The sequence below is a fragment of the Streptomyces sp. NPDC000594 genome (assembly GCF_040299965.1).
GTDB lineage: Bacteria > Actinomycetota > Actinomycetes > Streptomycetales > Streptomycetaceae > Streptomyces.
On record NZ_JBEPCY010000004.1, the window covers coordinates 98,828 to 118,926 of the forward strand.

Below are 20,099 nucleotides of genomic sequence, written 5' to 3' on the forward strand. Positions count from 1 at the left end.
AGCCTTGGCGGCGGCGGTCTTGCGGGTCCGGCGCGGCTTGACCTCGGCCACGGTCTCGGCGGCCTCGGTGCCCTCCGCGGTCTCGACCGCCTTGGCGGCGGCCGTCCTGCGGGTGCGACGCGGCTTCGCCTCGGCCTCAGCGACCTCAGCGGCCTCCGTAGCCACGATGGCCTCCGCCGCCTCGACCACCTTGGCGGCCGCGGTCCTGCGGGTGCGACGGGGCTTGGTCACGGCCTCGGCCACGACCTCGGCCACGGCCTCCGGCGTCTCCACGGCGGCGGGCGCGGGGGCCTCCACCGTCTCGACGGCCTTGACCGCACGCGTACGGCGACGGCGCGGCGCCTTCTCCTCCGCGACGGTCTCCGGCGCGGACTGCTGCGGCAGCGTCTCCGCCGCCGGGCGGGTCATGGTCTCCACGACCGTCTCCGCCGGGGCCGAGGACTGCGCCACGACCGGGGCCGTGGCGCCCGGGATGCCGGGGGCACCCGCGCGGGTACGGCGACGGCGCCGGGGCGTACGCGTCCCGGTCTCCTCCGCGGCCGGTGCCGAGGGCGCCGTGGCGTCGAGGGAACCCCGGGCCTCCGGAGCCGCCGACGGTGCCGCGCTGCCGCCACCACGGGTGCGGCGGCGCTGACGCGGGGTGCGCGGCGTCGCCGGACGCTCCTCGCGGGTCTCACGGGTCTCACGGGTCTCGCGTGCCTCACGCGGTCCGCCGCGACGACCCCGGCCCCCGGTCTCGCCCAGGTCCTCCAGCTCCTCGGCCGCGAGGCCCGCCCGGGTGCGCTCGGCACGCGGCAGGACACCCTTCGTGCCCGCCGGGATGCTCAGCTCCTCGAAGAGGTGCGGCGAGGTGGAGTACGTCTCGACGGGGTCGGGGAACTTGAGGTCCAGCGCCTTGTTGATCAGCTGCCAGCGGGGGATGTCGTCCCAGTCCACCAGCGTGACCGCGGTGCCGGAGGCCCCGGCGCGGCCGGTACGGCCGACCCGGTGGAGATAGGTCTTCTCGTCCTCGGGCGACTGGTAGTTGATGACGTGGGTGACACCCTCGACATCGATACCGCGCGCGGCGACATCGGTGCAGACCAGCACGTCGACCTTGCCGTTGCGGAAGGCGCGCAGCGCCTGCTCGCGGGCGCCCTGCCCCAGGTCGCCGTGGACCGCGCCCGAGGCGAAGCCCCGGCGCGCGAGCTGGTCGGCGATGTCCGCCGCGGTCCGCTTGGTGCGGCAGAAGATCATCGCCAGCCCCCGGCCATCGGCCTGGAGGATCCGGGCGACCATCTCCGGCTTGTCCATGGAGTGGGCGCGGTAGACCCGCTGGGTGATGTTGGCGACCGTCGCACCCTCGTCGTCCGGCGCGGTGGCGCGGATGTGGGTGGGCTGCGTCATGTAGCGGCGGGCGAGGCCGATGACCGCGCCCGGCATCGTCGCCGAGAAGAGCATCGTCTGCCGCTTGGCGGGCAGCAGCTGGATGATCTTCTCGACATCGGGGAGGAAGCCGAGGTCGAGCATCTCGTCGGCCTCGTCGAGGACCAGTGCCCGCACCTGCGACAGGTCGAGCTTCTTCTGGCCCGCGAGGTCGAGCAGCCGGCCCGGGGTGCCGACGATCACGTCGACGCCCTTGCGGAGCGCCTCCACCTGGGGCTCGTACGCCCGGCCGCCGTAGATCGCCAGGACCCGCACATTGCGGACCTTTCCGGCGGTCAGCAGATCATTGGTGACCTGGGTGCACAGCTCACGGGTGGGGACGACCACCAGCGCCTGGGGAGCCTCGGAGAGCTGGTCGGGACGGGCCCGGCCGGCCTCGACGTCCGCGGGGACGGTGACGCGCTCCAGCAGCGGCAGACCAAAACCGAGGGTCTTGCCGGTGCCCGTCTTGGCCTGGCCGATCACATCGGTGCCGGAGAGCGCGACGGGAAGCGTCATCTCCTGAATGGGGAACGGGGACAGAATGCCGACGGCTTCCAGAGCCTCGGCGGTCTCGGGGAGGATTCCGAGATCCCGGAAAGTCATGTGCTGCGTAGTCAGGGTGTTGCCTCTTCTGTGAGACGCGGCGCGAGGCGAACGAGATGGGGGTCCTGTCGCGCCCGGGTAACGGGCCGGCCGTGGGTGGCCGGATGGCGCGGGACCTCTGCCGTCGCTCAAGCCGTCGTACCGCTGAGGGGGCCCCTCATCCGCGGTCGTGCGCGCGAAGTGGCGCACGGACCGCTCGGAGGGCGGTCGGTTCGGAGCCGATCGTGTCACCGACCGGGCATCCTCAAGGGGTCGAAGGAAAAAAAATCCCTCGGTCAAACACTGCGACGCCCACCGAGAATCAAAAAACGCTCAGCGGGCGCATTACCACTGTACCCCGGATTCGCGCATGTGTGTTGGGCGATTTCCTGGGAAGCGGGACGGCGGACCCGCCCGGGAGAGCCCCTGGCCGGGTTGACCAGGCCATTGCCGCGGGGGGTCGGCGGGCTATTGTGCGCTTCATGGAGACGCCTGACAACGCCGCCGGCCCCACCGGGCCCGGCAGGAGCACCGCACCCGCCGTACCCACCGGGATCGCCGCCCAGGACTGGGAGACCGCTTCGGCCGAGCCGCACTACCGCGCCGCGGTGGTGGATCTTCTGGGCGCGCTCGCCTATGGCGAGCTGGCCGCCTTCGAGCGGCTCGCCGACGACGCCAAGCTCGCTCCGACCCTCGGTGACAAGGCGGAGCTGGCGAAGATGGCCACCGCGGAGTTCCACCACTTCGAGCGGTTGCGGGACCGGCTCACCGCGATCGACGCCGACCCGACCGCGGCCATGGCGCCCTTCGCCCGCGCGCTGGACGACTTCCACCGCCAGACCGCGCCGTCGGACTGGCTGGAGGGCCTGGTCAAGGCCTATGTCGGCGATTCGATCGCCAGCGACTTCTACCGGGAGGTCGCCGCCCGTCTGGACTCCGACACCCGCGCCCTGGTGCTGGCGGTGCTGGACGACACCGGCCACGGCAATTTCGCGGTCGAGAAGGTCCATGCCGCCATCGAGGCCGACCCCCGGGTGGGCGGACGGCTCGCGCTGTGGGCGCGCAGGCTGATGGGGGAGGCCCTCTCCCAGGCCCAGCGGGTCGTGGCGGAGCGTGACGCCCTCTCGACCATGCTGGTCGGCGGGGTGGCGGACGGTTTCGACCTCGCCGAGGTCGGCCAGATGTTCAACCGGATCACCAAGGCGCACACCCAGCGGATGGCCGCCCTGGGCCTCGCGGCCTGATCCCACTCCCCCGTACCCGCCCGTCGTGGTCCGCGGTGGCCTCCCGGCCGCCCCGGGCCCCGGCTCCCCGCACACCCGCGTGGCTCCCGGCGGACGGCTCAGTGGGGGAGGACCCCGCGCAGCCGGCGCGCCGGTGGCCGCAGCAGCAGGGAGAGCAGTACCCCGCCGAAGAGCGTCGCCCCCGTCAGCGAGCCCAGGACATGCCCCGGGCCGAGGGAGGCACCGGCCACCCAGGTACCGAAGAGCGCGCCCAGCGGGCCGGTGAGATAGACCAGGGGGCGGGCCGGCAGCCTGGCGGCGAGCCGGCGGTCGGCGGCCCAGGCCAGGGCGAGGCCCAGCAGAACCGGAGCGAGCACTGAGAACAGCACGGCTGATCACCTCGCGGACACGGGAGAGGGTGGGGTCGTCACAGCCCGTACTACCCGGTAGCTACGGAGCGCAACCCTCTGGGGCGGTGAACACCGGAGGAACTCCGGGCCCCGGCCTTGGGGAACTCCGGCCCCGGCCCCGGGCACACCGGAGGAACTCCGGGCCCGGCCCCGGGCACAGAAGAACGGCCGGGGCCGGACGGAAGTGATCCGTCCGGCCCCGGCCGTGCTGCCGCCCCGGGGGCGGCGCTCCAGCGCCGTTACAGCGCGCCGAAGCCCACCCGCCGCGTGGCGGGCTCACCGATCTCGATGTAGGCGATCCGGTCCGCCGGGACCAGGACCTTGCGGCCCTTCTCGTCCGTGAGGCTGAGGAGCGGCGTCTTGCCGGCCAGCGCCTCGCCCACGACGCGCTCGACTTCCTCGGCGGACTCCCCGCTCTCCAGAACGATCTCCCGAGGCGTGTGCAGCACCCCGATCTTGACCTCCACGGCTATGTCCCTCCGAACGGTCGGTGCGTTGCGCGGTCGGCCGCGCCGTTTACCCCGCACACACTAGTCGGGCGGACGGTACGGAAAGCCGCCCAGGGGAACGCCAGGAGCGAACACGCCCCCGCGACCGGGCACGACCGCCCGCCCCGGCGGCCCGCCGGGGCCGGTGCGCGGCCCGGATCCGAGGTCAGGGCTGGTTGTCGGGGTGCAGGTCGACGCCGTGCAGCGGAAAGCCGGCGATGCCGCGCCACGCCAGGGAGGTCAGCAGGTGCACCGCCGTGTCCCGGGGGATCGCGGAGCCGCTGGAGAGCCAGTACCGGGCCACCACCTGGGACACCCCGCCCAGCCCCACGGCGAGCAGCATGGACTCCTCCTTGGAGAGCCCGGTGTCCTCGGCGATCACCTCCGAGATCGCCTCCGCGCACTGGAGGGAGACCCGGTCGACCCGCTCGCGCACCGCGGGCTCATTGGTGAGATCGGACTCGAAGACCAGCCGGAAGGCCCCGCCCTCGTCCTCCACATAGGCGAAGTAGGCGTCCATGGTGGCCGCCACCCGCTGCTTGTTGTCCGTGGTGGACGCCAGCGCGGTGCGCACCCCCTGGAGCAGTGCCTCGCAGTGCTGGTCGAGCAGGGCCAGATACAGCTCCAGCTTGCCCGGGAAGTGCTGGTAGAGGACCGGCTTGCTGACTCCGGCGCGCTCGGCGATGTCATCCATCGCCGCCGCGTGGTAGCCCTGTGCCACAAAGACCTCCTGGGCGGCGCCCAGGAGCTGGTTCCTACGGGCTCGGCGCGGCAGACGCGTGCCCCGCGGGCGCGCTGCCTCTGTCTGCTCGATGGCTGTCACGCCGCCTCCCAAATTTCGTTCCGTGCGCGCTGTGCGCCGCGCCCGCCATCGTACTTTTGGGTAACCCTGGCGTGCGCGCCGCCGACGCAGAATTTCACGGATCGGACACCCGCGATAACTCCCTATTCGGGGGCAAAGAGGGGCAGGTCACCGATAGTCGTCCTCATCCAGACCGACGATACGTGCCTGTTCCAGAGCGTCCGCCTCGTTCGCGGTGTCCGAATCGATATGTGCCGGAGGACCGTCGTCCTGCGGCGTCACCTCGGTGCGCTGCTCGACGGCGTCGGCCTCGGGCACCTCCTCGTCCGGCGCCCCGGCCGCCGGCCGTGCCGCCGTGCCGTTCCGGTCGCCCGCCGCGTTCGCCCTGTTCTCTCCGTCGTTCTCGCCGCCGTTCTCTCCGTTCCGCGCGTTCGGTGTGTTCTGCGTGGTCCGATCGAACTCCTCGAAGGTATCCGGATCGCTGGGATCGACAGCCATACGGCACCGCTTTCCCTGAAGCGTCGGGTCTCATCCCTTCCACCGCCCGTCCCGGCCGGTGAATCCTGTCAGCGGCCCGGGAATGCGGCCTTACTGTCGAGCGTAGAAGCTGATGAACCAGGGCGCTATGCGATGTGTGACGCCGAACACACGATTCGCGGTGTGATGGTCTCGTAACATTGCGGCCATGTCGTCGACCGAGCGAGACACGGGCGCCGCCGTCGCCGCGACGGCCGCCGAGCGGGCCATCGGATCGGCCGCCGAGCCGGCCGCTGAATCGGCCACCGCGCGGGTCGCGGAGGGGGAGGAGCTGCGCTCCGTGACGCTCCCCACGCTTCCCGGGGTGACGCTCACCGTGCGTTCCCGGCCGCCCAGGCGCCCGGGGCTGCCGCCCGCCCTCTATGTGCACGGCCTCGGCGGCTCCTCCCGGAACTGGTCCCAGCTGATGCCGCTCCTCGCCGACCGGGTCGACGGCCGCGCCGTCGACCTGCCCGGTTTCGGGGCCTCCCCGCCGCCCGCCGACGGCAACTACTCGATCACCGCCCACGCCCGTGCGGTGATCCGTCTGCTCGACACCGCCGGCGACGGCCCCGTGCATCTGCTCGGGAACTCGCTGGGCGGAGCGGTCGCCACCCGGGTCGCCGCCGTCCGCCCGGATCTGGTGCGCACCCTCACCCTGGTCTCGCCCGCCCTGCCCGAGCTGCGGGTGCAGCGCAGCGCCGTACCCACCGGGCTGCTGGGGGTGCCCGGGGTGGCCCGGCTCTTCGGCCGGATGACCCGTGACTGGACACCCGAGCGGCGGGCCCACGCGGTCATAGCCCTGATCTACGGGGACCCCACCCGGGTCTCCGAGGAAGGGCTGCGCGCGGCGATCGAGGAGATGGAGCGCCGCAGCCGACTCCCGTATTTCTGGGAGGCGATGGGCCGTTCGGCGCGGGGTATCGTCGACGCGTACACGCTGGGGGGACAGCACAATCTGTGGCGGCAGGCCGAGCGGGTGCTCGCGCCCACGCTGCTGGTGTACGGGGGGCGTGACCGGCTGGTCTCGTACCGCATGGCGAGCCGCGCCGCCGTGGCCTTCCGGGACTCCCGGCTGGTGACGCTGCCGGACGCGGGGCATGTGGCGATGATGGAGTATCCCGAAGCGGTCGCGCGGGCCGTCCGCGAACTGCTCGACGACACCGCTAGGAGCTGATCGGAGCCCGTGGGACGACACAGCCGTAAAGGCCCCGCCCGCCGGGGCGCGGAGACGGACTCCGGCGCCGCGCTCCCGCCGGGCGATCCCGGATACCCGGGGGACAGCGGGTATCCAGGGGACAGCGGGTACCAGGGTGACGGTGGCCACCGGGGGTACGAGGCGCCGCAGACGCACCCCGTACACCCTGATCACCCCGTACACCCCGGACACCCCGCGCATCGGGACACTCAGACGCAGGGCGGGCACGGCGGGTACGGGTCGACGGGACCGGACACGGCCCCCGCGCGCGGCGGCCACCCCGAGCAGGACGAGACCGGCGGCAGGGCCGCGCGGCGGCACCAGGCGCGGGGCGCGGCGGCCCGGATACCCGGCCCGCGCCGGGAGTTCGTGGAGGCGTTCGACGCCGCCCCCGCCACCCCCACCGCCCGCTTCGACACCGCCCCCGCCACCCGGCCCGGCCCGGCCGGTCCCGCCGGCCGGCCCGATCCGTCCGTCCCGTCCGGTCCCGCCGGTTCCGGGGGCGTACCGCCGTCGCCGGGCTCCGGGCCCTCGGTCCCCGGCCCGCGCGACGGGGGCGGCGGCGCGAGCCGGGTCCGCTCCGGCGGCAAGGGCCGCACCGTCACCGGGCTCGCCGCCGCCGCCGTGACCGCCGTGCTCGCCGTCGTGGTCTCCGGGCAGGTCGCCGAGGAGCGCGACCGGGGCGCCGGTACCTCCACCACCGGTGAGGACCGCCCCGAGCGGGACACCCCGGTGGAGCCCGCGCAGTCCAAGCGGGCCCCCGTGGCCGCCGGTGATTCGGCGCCGCCCCCCACCTACGGGGAGCTGATGGACCGGCAGTACCCCATCGACCGGGAGCTGACCGCCGACGGGGAATTCGAGGCGGTCGCCGGATTCGACCGGGCCCCGGGAAAGGGCCGCACGATCCGTTATCGGGTGGATGTGGAAAAGGGCCTCGGACTCGATGGCATCCTTTTCGCCAAAGCCGTTCAGCGCACCCTCAACGACGAGCGCAGCTGGGCCCACAAGGGCGCCATGACCTTCGAGCGGATCTCCTCGGGTCAGGCGGCGTTCGTGGTGACGCTCGCCAGTCCGGGAACCACCGATGTGTGGTGCGAGAAATCCGGTCTGGACACCTCCATCTACAAGGTCAGTTGTGATTCCGCGGCCACCGACCGGGTGATGATCAATGCCTTCCGCTGGGCGCGCGGCTCGGAGACCTATGGTCCGAAGGCGATGCACGCCTACCGTCAGATGCTCATCAACCACGAGGTCGGGCATCGGCTCGGGCACGGCCATGTGAACTGCGCCACCGAGGGGGCGCTCGCCCCGGTGATGCAGCAGCAGACGAAATGGCTGAAGATCAATGGCATCAAGTGCCGCCCCAACCCCTGGCCGTATCCCGGGAGTTGACCGTCCGGGGGCGCTCGCCCGCCCCCCTTTCCCGGTATCCGGTTCCAGCCGGATTCCGGGACGGCCGTCTCACGATCCGATCCGATGGCTTTGACATCGGTGCAGGGGTCGGCCATATTTCTCGGCATGTCGCACCGCCCTTCCGCCGCCCTCCGCGCCGCCTATGAGCTGGCGCTGATCGGCGTGACCGGGCACAGTGTGGCCGACATTCACTGTCGCTGACGTCCGCCCGAGCGCGTGTCGTCCGTCCCCGAGCGGGACATCTTCTCCCTGACCGCGTCCGGCGCCCCTGCCCGCAGGCGCGGCTCCTTCCCGTGGTGATCTCCTCCGGCGTACGGCCGGTCCCCGGGCCGATCCTCTGATCCGGTACTTCGATCCGGTAGTCCGATCGACCCTTCGACCGGCCCCGATCGACCCTTCGACCGGCCCCGACCGGCCCTGACCGGCCCCGGCCGGTCCTTCGACGGGTACGGACATCGACCGGTATCGAGCGGAATCCGCTGCCGCCCGCGTGCGGACATCTCATCTCCTCAGCGTATTTCCCCTTGTTCTTTCACCGTGTTCATCGGTATGTGGAGAGGTCTTTCTTTCATGCGTCGACGGTCCGTCATATCCCGCCGCGTGGCGGCGGCAGCCATCAGCGTCGTCCTGGTCTCCGGCGCCGCCGCCTGCGCCGGACCGCAGGACGCCGAACCCCGTGGCGACTCCGGCGACCAGGGCAAGCCCCGCAAGGGCGGCACCCTCACCGTGCTCAACGCCGCCCCCCAGACCGACTTCGACCCCGCCCGGCTCTACACCTCCGGCGGCGGCAACGTCCCCTCCCTGGTCTTCCGCACCCTCACCACCCGCGACCGCGAGGACGGCGCCGCCGGCACCAAGGTCGTCCCCGACCTCGCCACCGACACCGGCCGCCCCAACGCCGACGCCACCGAGTGGACGTTCACCCTGAAGGAGGGGGTGAAGTACGAGGACGGCACCCCCATCACCTCGGCGGACATCAAGTACGGCGTGGAGCGCTCCTTCGCCGCCGAACTCTCCGGCGGCGCCCCCTATCTGCGGGACTGGCTCATCGGCGGCAGCACCTACGAGGGCCCCTTCACCCGTAAGGGCAAGAAGGGTCTCGACTCCATCGTCACCCCCGACGACCGCACCATCGTCTTCAAGCTGCGCAAGCCGGAGGGCGAGTTCCCCTATCTCGCCACCCAGACGCAGTTCACCCCCGTACCGCGCGCCAAGGACACCGGCACCCGGTACGAGGAGCGCCCGGTCTCCTCCGGCCCGTACCGGGTCGTCCGCAACGAGAGCGACGGCGAGCGGCTGCTCCTGGAGCGCAACCCGCACTGGTCCGCGAAGACCGACCCGGAGCGCAAGGCGTACCCCGACACCATCGACGTCCGCTCCGGACTCGACGCCGCCGTCATCAACCAGCGGCTCGCCACCGGCACCGGGGCGGACGCCGCCGCCGTCACCACCGACACCAACCTCGGCCCCGCCGAGCTGGCCCGCGTCGGCGACGACAAGGAGCTGGCCTCCCGCGTCGGCACCGGCCGCTTCGGCTACATCAACTACCTCGCCTTCAACCCGAAGGTGAAGCCCTTCGACAACGCCAAGGTGCGCCAGGCGATCTCGTACGCCATCAACCGCACCAGCGTCATCAACGCGGCGGGCGGCTCCGCGCTCGCCGAGCCCGCCACCACCTTCCTCCCCGAGAAGAAGGCGTTCGGCCACCGGCCCTACGACCACTTCCCGGCCGGGGCCACCGGCGACCCGGCGAAGGCGCGGCAGCTGCTCAAGGAGGCGGGCCGGGAGAAGCTCACCATCACCCTGACCCACTCCACCGAGCAGAACCGCCAGACCAGCCCCGAGGTCGCCACCGCCGTCCAGGAGGCCCTCAAGAAGGCCGGGATCACCGTCAAGCTCCAGGGTCTGGAGAGCAACGCCTTCAACGAGGCCCGCTGGGACGCCAAGAAGACCCCCGGCTTCTTCCTCTCCCGCTGGGGCGCCGACTGGCCCTCCGGCGCCCCCTTCCTGGCGCCGATCTTCGACGGCCGGCAGATCGTGAAGGACGGCTCCAACTACAACCACGCCCAGCTGAACGACCCGGCGGTCAACAAGGAGATCGACGAGATCAACAAGCTGACCGACCTCGACGCCGCCGCCCGGCGCTGGGGCGCCCTGGACGAGCGGATCGGCCGACTGGCCCTGGATGTGCCGCTCTTCCACCCGGTCTACAAGCGGCTGTACGGCAAGGACGTCAAGAACATCGTGATCAGCGACTGGACCGGTGTCCTCGACATCTCGCAGGTCGCCGTCAAGTGAGCGGCGCCGACCCCGTAGCGGGACACCCGGGCGGGGGCGCGCACACGCCCCCGCCCGGGGCCCCGGCCCGGTACGGAACCCTCCGCAGGGTCGCCACCGGCCTCGCCCGCCGCCCCGCCGCGCTGATCTCGGCGGGGGTCCTCGCCCTGCTGATCCTGCTCGCCGTGGCCGCCCCCCTGATCACCGCGGTGACCGGGCAGGACCCGTACACGTACCACGACGACCTGGTCGACTCCGCGCGCGGCGGCGTTCCGGTCGGCCCCTTCGGCGGGGTCGGCGCGGACCACTGGCTGGGGGTGGAGCCCGGTACCGGACGGGATCTCCTCGCCCGGCTCCTCCACGGCGCCCGGATCTCCCTGCTGGTGGCCGTCGGCGCCACCGCGGTGCAGATCTCCCTGGGGGTCGCCGTCGGCCTCGCCGCCGGACTGGGCGGCCGGTTCCTCGACTCCCTGCTCAGCCGGGTGGGCGATGTGCTGGTCGCGCTGCCGATGCTGGTGGTCGGGATCGCCCTCACCGCCGTCGTCCCCGCCGACTTCCCCCGCCCGCTGCTGCTGATCCTGCTGATCGGCGCGCTGGGCTGGGGCGGCACGGCCAGGATCGTCCGGGCGCAGACCCTCACCCTGAAGCGGCTGGACCATGTCGCCGCCGCCCGGCTGAGCGGCCATGGGCCCGTCCGGGTCGCCCGCCGCGAACTCCTGCCCGCGCTGGGCGCACCCGTGATCACCTATGCGGCGGTGCTGCTGCCCGCCAATATCGTGGTCGAGGCGTCGCTCTCCTTCCTCGGTGTCGGGGTGACCCCGCCGACCCCCTCCTGGGGGCAGATGCTGTCGAGCGCGCAGACCTGGTTCCGGGCGGATCCGATGTATGTCCTGCTCCCGGCGGGGCTCCTCTTCGTCACGGTGCTGGCGTTCACCGTCCTCGGCGACGCCGTGCGCACCGCGCTCGACCCCCGGGAGGCGAGCCGGCTCGGCGTCGGCACCCGGCGGGAGCGGCGGACCGGGCGCCGGGGCATCCGCTCCCGTACCTCCGGTCCCGGTGCGGCCCCCGAGGCTCCCGAGGCACCGGTGGCACCCGAGGCCCCCCTGGCCCCTGCGGCCCCCGCTGAGCCCCGCGAACCCCGCGAGAAGGCCCTGTCATGACCCTCTTCCTGCTCCGAAGGACCGGCGGCGCCCTGCTCGTCCTGCTGACCCTCTCGGTCCTCGTCTACGGCCTCTTCTATCTGGCCCCCGGCGACCCCGCCCGGCTCGCCTGCGGCGAACGCTGCTCCCCGCAGCAGATCGCCCAGGTCCGGGAGACCCTCGGACTCGACCGTTCGGTGGTCACCCAGTACCTCCACTTCCTCCAGGGCATCGTCACCGGACGGGACTACAGCACCGGCACCTCCGTACGCCACTGCTCGGCACCCTGCCTCGGCCTCTCGTACCAGAGCGACCAGGAGGTCACCCGGCTGATCCTGGAACGGCTGCCGGCCACCGCCTCGCTCGCCCTCGGCGCCCTGGTGATCTGGCTGGTCGCCGGGGTGGGCATCGGGCTCCTCTCCGCGCTGCGCCGGGGCGGGATCACCGAGCGCGCGCTGACCGTGCTCACCCTCGCGGCGACCGGAATGCCCGTCTTCATCCTGGGGCTGCTGCTGCTCATGGCCGTCTGCGCCTATCTGCGCTGGCTGCCCTTCCCCAGCTATGTGCCCTTCACCGTGAGCCCCGAGCAATGGGCGTGGAATCTGCTGCTCCCCTGGGTGACGCTCGGTCTCTTCGAGTCCGCGAAGTACGCCCGGCTCACCCGGGGTTCCACCCTGGAGACCCTGGCCGAGGACCATATCCGGACCTTCCGCGCGTATGGCGTCGGCGAACGGGCGATCGTCACCCGGCACGCGCTGCGCGGTGCGGTACCGCCCGTGATCGCGCTCAGCGCGCTCGACGTGGGCACGATGTTCGGCGGCGCGGTGCTCACCGAGTCGCTGTTCGGCATCCCCGGTCTCGGCAAGACGCTGATCGACGGGGTGAAGGTGATCGACCTTCCGGTGGTGGTGGGTGTGGTGCTGGTGATCGGTACGGCGGTGGTCCTGGCGAACCTCCTCGCGGATCTGCTCTACGCCGCCGCCGACCGAAGGGTGGTGCTGTCATGACGACCGATGGCCTGATCCGGCCCACGACACCGGAGACGCCGGAGCACCCACCGGAGGTACCGGAGCACCCACCGGAGGTACGGGAGTCCTCGCCGGAGGTACGGGAGCGGGATCGGGCGCTCGTCCGGGTCCGGGATCTCGTCGTGGAGTTCCCGGGCGCGGACGGTACGGGGGTCCGCGCGGTCGACGGGCTGTCGTTCACCCTTCCGCCGGGCGGCGCGCTCGCCCTGGTGGGGGAGTCCGGCAGCGGCAAGAGTACGGTCGCGGGCGCGCTCCTCGGCCTCCACCGGGGCACCGGCGCCCGGATCTCGGGCACGGTACGCGTCGACGGTACGGATCCGGCCACGGCGGGCCCCCGGGAACTGCGCGCCCTGCGCGGCGGGGTGGCGGCCATGGTCTTCCAGGACCCGCTCTCCGCGCTGGACCCCTACTACCCGGTGGGCGGCCAGATCGCCGAGGTGTACCGGGTGCACACCCGGGCCTCGCGGCGGGCCGCGCGGGCCCGCGCCGTCGAGGTGCTCGAACGGGTCGGCATCCCGGACGCGGCCCGCCGGGCACGCTCCCGGCCGCATGAGTTCAGCGGGGGGATGCGCCAGCGGGTGCTCATCGCGATGGCCCTCGCCTGCGCGCCCCGGCTGCTGGTCGCGGACGAGCCGACGACCGCGCTCGATGTGACCGTCCAGGCGCAGATCCTCGATCTCCTGCACGAGCTGCGGGAGGAGACCGGGACGGGGCTGCTGCTGGTCACCCACGATGTGGCGGTGGCGGCGCAGAGCGTGGACGAGGTGCTGGTGATGAGGGACGGCCGGGGCGTCGAGCACGGGCCGGTCGAACGGGTGCTGACGGAGCCGGGGGCGGAGTACACCCGCGCGCTGCTGGCGGCGGTGCCGAGACTGGACCCGGCCCCCGGGCCCGCGCCGGCCCCCGGGCCCGCGCCGGTGCCAGCACCCGTGCCGGTACCTGTGCCCGCGTCGGTGCCCGTACCCGTACCCGTACCCGTATCCGTATCCGTATCCGGGCCGGGTCCCGTGCCCCCCGAGGACGCCACGGGTGCCCCCCTGCTCACCGTCACCGGTCTGCGCAAGGAGTTCGGCCGGGGCCGGGGCCGGACCGTCGCCCTCGACGGGGTCGACCTCACCCTCACCGCCGGGGAGACCCTCGGCGTCGTCGGCGAGAGCGGCAGCGGGAAGACCACCCTCGGCCGCCTTCTGGTCCGCCTCACCGAACCCACCGCCGGACGGATCGAGTACGCCGGACGGGAGATCGGCGCGCTCCCCGAACGGGCGCTGCGGCCCTTCCGCCGGGAACTCCAGATGGTCTTCCAGGACCCGGTGGCCTCGCTCAACCCCCGCCGCTCCATCGGCGAGTCCATCGCCGACCCGCTCCGGGCGGCCGGACACCGCGACGAACGGGAGATCAGACGGCGGGTCGGAACGGCCCTGGAGCGGGTCGGACTCGACCCCGGCCGGTACGGCAGCCATCCGCACGAGTTCAGCGGCGGCCAGCGCCAGCGCGTCGGCATCGCCCGCGCGCTGGTCGCCGAGCCGAGGATCGTCGTCTGCGACGAACCCGTCTCCGCGCTCGATGTCACCACCCAGGCGCAGATCGTGGAACTCCTCCGGGAACTGCGCCGGGACCTCGGTCTGACCCTGGTCTTCATCGCCCATGACCTGGCCGTGGTCCGGCAGATCAGCGACCGGGTCGCCGTGATGCACCAGGGCCGGATCGTGGAGGAGGGCCCGGTGGACCAGGTGTACGGCGCGCCCCGCGACCCGTACACCCGGTCGCTGCTCGCCGCCGTGCCCAGCCCGGACCCCCGGGCCGCCCGCGCCCGGCGCGCACGCCGGGCGGATCCGGCCGCAGCCTGATCCGGCCGCCGTCCGATCCGTACAAGCGGGCCGGCGGTACCGCCCGTTCGGGTAACGCTGTGTCCCTTTAGCCGGACAGAACGCTACCCCGGGTCGAAAGTCACGAGCATTCACCCCTTCCGGTGGCGCGACGGACAACCGTCCATCGCGCCACCGCCGTACCGGCTTACGGTCTTTGCGCCGCGGGTCACACGGGACAACGGCGGCCTCCCCAGTGGGGGATCGGACGATCGGGGGTGTACTCGGTGCGGATCGGACCACTCACGTTCAGTGACGTCTCGACTGCGGGGCGTTCCGGCCCGTATCGCGCGATCCCTTGTGAGCGGCTTGTGCGCGGGCTCGCGCCGTACAGCTCCGGGCTCCTCGCACCCGCCCCTCTCGCCCCTCCCGCCCGGCCCGCCACCGGCACCACCGGCGCGCTCCCCCCGGCCGCCCGCCCTCCCGGCGCGGAGCGGAGGCCGGAGCGCAAGGGGCGCACGCCCCACCCGCCCACGCCCCACCCGGACACCCCCGGGCCCGACGGTCCCCGCGTGGGCGTGCCCCGTACAGGCGTGCCGGGTCCCCGCATGCCCCGCGCCGAAGCACCCGGATCCGCCGTCTCCCGCGTGGAGGTGCCCCGTGTCTCCCGCGGTCTCGCGCGTGGAGGTGTCCCGTCCGGGCGGCCAAACGCTTCTGCGGGGTGCGGGCGCCCCTATGACACCCCGACGCATGCCCCACCGGCGCATGCCGCCGACCGACCAGACGCCCGGCTCCGCCCCCGCCCCCACGGGGCGGATCCCGGCACCCGGAGACCACGGCAGCCACAACGATTCCACGGAGGAGACGACCTGATGACCCACCCGACCCGGGCCACCGCGCCCCGCGACCGAGGGACCGCGCGATGAGGGTGCTGCTGCTCGGAGCCAATGGCTTCCTGGGGCGATTCGTCGCCGACCGGCTCCTCGCCGACCCGGCGGTCCATCTCACCGCCCTCGGCCGCGGCGACGACGCCGATGTCCGTTTCGACCTCGCCGGAGGCAGCCCCGGAGCGCTCACCCGCTTCCTCAGCGCCGTTCACCCCGGTGTGGTCATCAACTGCGCCGGGGCCACCCGGGGCGGCGCCCGCGAACTGACCCGGCACAACACCGTCGCCGTCGCCACCGTCTGCGAGGCCCTGCGCCGCAGCGGCTGCGGCGCCCGGCTGGTGCAGGTCGGCTGCTCCTCCGAGTACGGGCCCTCCCAGCAGGGCTCCTCCACGGCCGAGGACGCCGTCCCCCGGCCCGGCGGCCCCTACGGCGTCAGCAAGCTCGCCGCCACCGAACTCGTCCTGGGCTCCGGCCTCGACGCCGTCGTCCTGCGGGTCTTCTCCCCGGTCGGCCCCGGCACCCCCGCCGGATCCCCGCTGGGGCGGCTCGCCGAGGCCATGCGCCGCGCCATGCAGTCCGGCGACGGCGAGCTGAAACTCAGCGGCCTCGGCGTCCAGCGCGACTTCGTGGACGTCCGCGATGTCGCCCGCGCCGTGCACGCCGCCTCGCTCTCCGCCGCCCAGGGCGTGGTCAACATCGGTACGGGACGCGCGGTCCGGCTCCGGGACGCCGCCGCCACCCTCGCCCGGGTGGCCGGATACGCGGGGGCCCTCCATGAGCTGGACACCCCGCCGGGCCGCGCCGTCGTGCACGGCATCGGGGCGCAGCGCTCCGAGTCCATGCTCGACCATCTCGCGGCGACCCCGGTGCCCTACCCCGACGGCTGCGGCAGCTGGCAGCAGGCCGATGTCCGCACCGCCCGCGACCGGTTGGGCTGGCGGCCCCGGATCAATCTGGAGGAGTCCCTCGCGGATATCTGGATGGAGGCGGCATGCCGCATCTGACCGCCGCCGGCGCCGCGCTCTCCGCGACCGGCGCCGAGCGTCTCGGCTTCGGGATCCCCGGCTACGCCCACCCCCTGCTGGCCCCGGTGGAATGGGCCGAACTCGCCCGGCCCGGCACCCCGCTCCACTGGGTGGTGCTCACCGTCTCCGGCGGTCCCGGCGGTCCCGGCGACCGCCCGGACCCGCACTGTCTCGCCGCGGTCGGACGGCTCAACAATGCCGGTGTCCGCGTCCTCGGCCATCTCGATCTGGCCGGGGGCGCCCGCCCCTTCGCCGAGCTGGTGGTGGAGGCCCGGCGCTACGCCCAGTGGTACCGGGTCGGCGGCTTTCTGCTGGACCGCTGCCCCGTCGACCGCCCCCGGCTGGCGGGGGTCCGGCGGACGGTGGCGACCCTCAAGGAGGTGGTCGAGGGCGGCCATGTGGTCCTCGGCCAGGGCACCCATCCCTGGCCGGGGTATGCCGAGGCCGCCGACCAGCTGGTGACGTTCTCCGGGCCGTGGACGGACTACCGCTGGTCGCAGGCGCCCGAGTGGACCGCCGACCATCCCCCGGAGCGGTTCGCCCACTTCGTCCACGGGGTGCCGCGCAAGAGGCTGGAGGAGGCCACCCGGATCGCCCGCTGGCAGGGCGCCGGGACCATCTTCTTCACCGACCGCGCGGGCCGGCTCGACCGGGGCGGCCGACCGGCCCGGTCCGGCCGGGCCCGTACCGCCGTCCAGGATCCGGACAGATGCCCGGACAGCTGCCCCGACCAGGACAGCTGTCCGGACCCGGACAGGCGCCTGAACCAGGATGGAAAGTGGCAAAGAGTCCAGATCGGGGCCTATGAGACGCTGCCCGGCTACTGGGACGAAATCGTCTCGCGGATCGGACCAGGTGTCTCGGAATGAGGGGACGCGTGGCAGTGTTACCAGGGAACAACCGTACTGATTTATCGACGCTACGGAGTCCCCGTGTCGCTGCCACCCCTGGTCGAGCCAGCAGATGAGCTGACCGTTGACGAGGTCCGCCGGTACTCCCGCCACCTGATCATCCCGGATGTCGGGATGGGCGGACAGAAGCGGCTCAAGAACGCCAAGGTGCTCTGTGTGGGGGCCGGCGGCCTCGGCTCCCCGGCCCTGATGTACCTGGCCGCGGCGGGAGTCGGCACCCTCGGCATCGTGGAGTTCGACGAGGTCGACGAGTCCAACCTCCAGCGGCAGATCATCCACAGCCAGGCCGACATCGGCCGCCCCAAGGCCGAGTCCGCCCGGGACTCGGTCCTCGGCATCAACCCGTACGTCGAGGTGGTGCTCCACACCGAACGGCTCGAAGCCGAGAACGTGATGGAGATCTTCAGCCAGTACGACCTGATCGTGGACGGCACCGACAACTTCGCCACCCGCTATCTGGTCAACGACGCCTGTGTGCTGCTGAACAAGCCGTATGTCTGGGGCTCCATCTACCGCTTCGACGGCCAGGCCTCCGTCTTCTGGTCCGAGTACGGCCCCTGCTACCGCTGCCTCTACCCCGAGCCCCCGCCGCCGGGCATGGTCCCCAGCTGCGCCGAGGGCGGTGTGCTGGGAGTGCTCTGCGCCTCCATCGGCTCCATCCAGGTCACCGAGGCGATCAAGGTCCTGACCGGGGTCGGCGACCCGCTGGTCGGGCGACTGATGATCTACGACGCCCTGGAGATGCAGTACCGCCAGGTCAAGGTCCGCAAGGACCCCGACTGCGCCGTCTGCGGCGAGAACCCCACCGTCACCGAGCTGATCGACTACGAGGCGTTCTGCGGAGTCGTCTCCGAGGAGGCCCAGCAGGCGGCGGCCGGTTCCACGATCACTCCCAAGCAGCTCAAGGAGTGGATCGACGAAGGCGAGAACATCGAGATCATCGATGTCCGTGAGGTGAACGAGTACGAGATCGTCTCCATCCCGGGCGCGACCCTGATCCCGAAGAACGAGTTCCTGATGGGCACCGCGCTGGAGCGGCTGCCGCAGGACAAGAAGATCGTCCTGCACTGCAAGACGGGCATCCGGAGTGCGGAGGTCCTCGCCGTGCTGAAGTCGGCGGGCTTCGCGGACGCGGTCCATGTCGGCGGCGGTGTGATCGGCTGGGTCCACCAGATCGAGCCGGACAAGCCCGTCTACTGATCGCCGGTGCACCGGTCCGGGGTTCCGGACCGGACACCCCACCCGAGGGCGGGTCCGCGTGTCAGCGGGCCCGCCATCGCCGTATCGGACCCGCTTCCGCTTCCGCTTCCGCTTCCGCTTCCGCTTCTGTTCCCGCTTCCGCTCCTGCTCCTGCTCAGGAGCAGGTCGTGCCGTTCTTCGGGGTCTTGCCCCGGAGCAGGTAGTCGTCGATCGCCCGCGTCGTGCACTCCGAGGTGCCGTACGCGCCATGGGTGTCGCCCTTGTTGGTGAGCAGCACTCCCACACCCTCGCCCAGCTCGTCCGCCATCCGCTTCGCCCCCTCGTACGGGGTGGCCGAGTCACCGGTGGTGCCCACGACCAGGATCGGCGCCGCGCCCTTCGCGGAGACCTCGGGTGTGTCCCAGGCGCCCTCCACCGGCCAGTCGGCACACCATCCGGCCAGGTCCCAGGCGAGATAGGGGCCGAAGACCGGGGACACCTCGGTGAAGTCGGCCAGATAGCGGGACCTGACCTGCTCGGCGGTGACCCGGCCCTTGCTGTCCGCGCAGGATATGGCGCGCTGTGCGTGGTCCTGCGGGGAGTACTCGCCCTCGCTGTCGCGGTTGTTGTACGCGTCGGCCAGGGTCAGCAGATCGGAGCCGTCGCCGTCCTCCGCCGCCGCCAGCGCCTCGGTCAGCTGCGGCCAGCTGTCCTCCGAGTAGAGCGGCAGGATGATGCCGGTGAGGGCGAGGCTCTCGGTGAGCTTCCGGTCGGTGCCGGTCTCCAGCGGCGCCGCGTCGATCCGCTTCAGCAGCCGCACGATCCGGTCGGTGCCCTCGCGCGCGCCGACGCCCCGGTCGGCGAAGTAGTTCTCCAGGGCCCGCTGGAAGCCGACGACCTGATTGCGCGCCCCGCCCACGAAGTCGGCGGTGGGGTCGACCACTCCGTCCAGCACCAGCCGTCCGACCCGCTGGGGGAAGTGGTGGGCATAGACCGCGCCCAGCTCGGTGCCGTACGAGAAGCCCAGGTAGTGCAGCTTGTCGTCGCCGAGGGCCGCCCGGATCAGATCCATGTCCCGGGCCGCGCTCTCCGTGCCGACATGGGGGAGGATCCGGCCGGAGCGCTCGGCGCAGCCGGCGCCGAAGGCACGGGCGACATCGAGGTAGGTCCGCTGCGCGGCGGCGGTGTCCGGGGTGTGGTCGATCCGGTGGGCCCTCTCGGTCTCCGCACTGCCCCGGCAGACCACGGCGGAGCTGTCGGCCACTCCGCGCGGGTCGAAGCCGATCAGGTCGTACCGGCCGTTCAACGTGGCGAACTGGGAGGCCGAGAGCGGCAGGGTGGCCACTCCGGAGCCCCCGGGGCCCCCGAAGTTGAAGAGCAGGGAGCCGATGCGCGCACCGGACCCCTTGGCCTTCGCCCGGATCAGGGCGATGTCGACGGTGCCCTTCGAGGGGTCGTCATGGACGAGGGGGACCGGGAGCGAGGCGCACTGCCAGCGGTCCCCGGGCCGCTCGGCCCCGCTGCCGTGCGCGGTCGTCGGGGCCTCGCAGCGCTTCCAGTCGAGGTCGCCCGCGGCGCTCTGCCCGGTGCGCCCGGATCCTTCCGTGCGGCGTTCACGGTCGCCGTCGCCGCTGTCGCCGCCACTGCATCCTGCGGCTCCCGCCAGCAGCACCAGCGCGGCGGCCAGGGCACCCACCCGTACCCTCGTCGTCATCTGCCGCCCCCAGACTTCCGGTACCTCGTCGACTCCGTACTCCACCGCCATCCTAAGCAGGGGCACCGACAGCGCCCTTGGCCGCCTGGGGCGGG

The 20,099-nt window shown here is 72.7% G+C and carries 17 protein-coding genes; 11 read left to right on the forward strand and 6 right to left on the reverse strand.

Annotated features, from left to right (window positions below; all coding sequences use genetic code 11):
* Positions 1 to 1,923 (reverse strand): DEAD/DEAH box helicase (locus ABT354_RS07705; RefSeq protein ID WP_351490417.1); only part of this gene is annotated, 1,923 nt, incomplete at its 3' end.
* 548 nt (positions 1,924 to 2,471) lie between these two features.
* Between ABT354_RS07705 and ABT354_RS07710 the strand changes: the two genes are divergently transcribed.
* A complete protein-coding gene (locus tag ABT354_RS07710; RefSeq protein ID WP_351490418.1) occupies positions 2,472 to 3,233 on the forward strand; it encodes a ferritin-like fold-containing protein in 762 nt (253 codons plus the stop codon).
* A 98-nt stretch (positions 3,234 to 3,331) separates the two neighbouring features.
* Here the strand turns inward: ABT354_RS07710 and ABT354_RS07715 are convergent, their stop codons facing one another.
* From ABT354_RS07715 to ABT354_RS07730, 4 genes are all read right to left on the reverse strand, one after another.
* Positions 3,332 to 3,601: a hypothetical protein gene (locus tag ABT354_RS07715; RefSeq protein WP_351490419.1), complete on the reverse strand. Its 270-nt coding sequence runs from the start codon at positions 3,599 to 3,601 to the stop codon at positions 3,332 to 3,334.
* A gap of 260 nt (positions 3,602 to 3,861) precedes the next feature.
* Positions 3,862 to 4,089 carry a DUF3107 domain-containing protein gene (locus ABT354_RS07720; protein WP_351490422.1) on the reverse strand — a complete coding sequence of 76 codons (228 nt, stop codon included), beginning with the start codon at positions 4,087 to 4,089 and terminating at the stop codon, positions 3,862 to 3,864.
* A 187-nt stretch (positions 4,090 to 4,276) separates the two neighbouring features.
* Positions 4,277 to 4,933, reverse strand: a complete 657-nt coding sequence (locus ABT354_RS07725) for a TetR/AcrR family transcriptional regulator (protein ID WP_351490424.1) — start codon at positions 4,931 to 4,933, stop codon at positions 4,277 to 4,279.
* Positions 4,934 to 5,080: 147 nt separating this feature from the next.
* Positions 5,081 to 5,410, reverse strand: a complete 330-nt coding sequence (locus ABT354_RS07730; RefSeq protein WP_351490426.1) for an Rv3202a family protein — start codon at positions 5,408 to 5,410, stop codon at positions 5,081 to 5,083.
* Between the two features lie 187 nt (positions 5,411 to 5,597).
* Here ABT354_RS07730 and ABT354_RS07735 point away from each other — a divergent pair, with 187 nt between their 5' ends.
* The 10 genes from ABT354_RS07735 to moeZ all read left to right on the forward strand — a co-directional run bounded on the left by ABT354_RS07735 (position 5,598) and on the right by moeZ (position 18,311).
* Positions 5,598 to 6,605, forward strand: a complete 1,008-nt coding sequence (locus ABT354_RS07735) for an alpha/beta fold hydrolase (RefSeq protein WP_351490428.1) — start codon at positions 5,598 to 5,600, stop codon at positions 6,603 to 6,605.
* 9 nt (positions 6,606 to 6,614) lie between these two features.
* Positions 6,615 to 8,018 carry a DUF3152 domain-containing protein gene (locus tag ABT354_RS07740; RefSeq protein ID WP_351490430.1) on the forward strand — a complete coding sequence of 468 codons (1,404 nt, stop codon included), beginning with the start codon at positions 6,615 to 6,617 and terminating at the stop codon, positions 8,016 to 8,018.
* Positions 8,019 to 8,144: 126 nt separating this feature from the next.
* The gene (locus tag ABT354_RS07745; protein WP_351490432.1) at positions 8,145 to 8,240 is read left to right on the forward strand and encodes an Ms4533A family Cys-rich leader peptide; all 96 of its coding nucleotides are present in this window, start codon (positions 8,145 to 8,147) and stop codon (positions 8,238 to 8,240) included.
* A gap of 369 nt (positions 8,241 to 8,609) precedes the next feature.
* On the forward strand, positions 8,610 to 10,337 hold the full coding sequence (locus ABT354_RS07750) for an ABC transporter substrate-binding protein (protein ID WP_351490434.1): 1,728 nt from the start codon (positions 8,610 to 8,612) through the stop codon (positions 10,335 to 10,337).
* On the forward strand, positions 10,334 to 11,476 hold the full coding sequence (locus tag ABT354_RS07755) for an ABC transporter permease (RefSeq protein WP_351490436.1): 1,143 nt from the start codon (positions 10,334 to 10,336) through the stop codon (positions 11,474 to 11,476). The genes ABT354_RS07750 and ABT354_RS07755 overlap by 4 nt, the downstream gene beginning before the upstream one ends.
* A complete protein-coding gene (locus ABT354_RS07760) occupies positions 11,473 to 12,462 on the forward strand; it encodes an ABC transporter permease (protein ID WP_351490438.1) in 990 nt (329 codons plus the stop codon). The genes ABT354_RS07755 and ABT354_RS07760 overlap by 4 nt, the downstream gene beginning before the upstream one ends.
* The gene (locus ABT354_RS07765; protein WP_351490440.1) at positions 12,459 to 14,330 is read left to right on the forward strand and encodes a dipeptide ABC transporter ATP-binding protein; all 1,872 of its coding nucleotides are present in this window, start codon (positions 12,459 to 12,461) and stop codon (positions 14,328 to 14,330) included. Before ABT354_RS07760 ends, ABT354_RS07765 begins: the two co-directional genes overlap by 4 nt.
* A gap of 880 nt (positions 14,331 to 15,210) precedes the next feature.
* On the forward strand, positions 15,211 to 16,179 hold the full coding sequence (locus ABT354_RS07770) for an NAD-dependent epimerase/dehydratase family protein (protein WP_351490442.1): 969 nt from the start codon (positions 15,211 to 15,213) through the stop codon (positions 16,177 to 16,179).
* Positions 16,167 to 17,069 carry a spherulation-specific family 4 protein gene (locus tag ABT354_RS07775; protein WP_351490444.1) on the forward strand — a complete coding sequence of 301 codons (903 nt, stop codon included), beginning with the start codon at positions 16,167 to 16,169 and terminating at the stop codon, positions 17,067 to 17,069. Before ABT354_RS07770 ends, ABT354_RS07775 begins: the two co-directional genes overlap by 13 nt.
* Positions 17,070 to 17,132: 63 nt before the next feature.
* On the forward strand, positions 17,133 to 18,311 hold the full coding sequence (gene moeZ / locus ABT354_RS07780) for an adenylyltransferase/sulfurtransferase MoeZ (RefSeq protein ID WP_351490446.1): 1,179 nt from the start codon (positions 17,133 to 17,135) through the stop codon (positions 18,309 to 18,311).
* Between the two features lie 154 nt (positions 18,312 to 18,465).
* Here the strand turns inward: moeZ and ABT354_RS07785 are convergent, their stop codons facing one another.
* Positions 18,466 to 20,004, reverse strand: coding sequence for an alpha/beta hydrolase (locus tag ABT354_RS07785; protein ID WP_351490449.1), 1,539 nt, complete (start codon positions 20,002 to 20,004; stop codon positions 18,466 to 18,468).
* Positions 20,005 to 20,099: the final 95 nt, after the last annotated feature.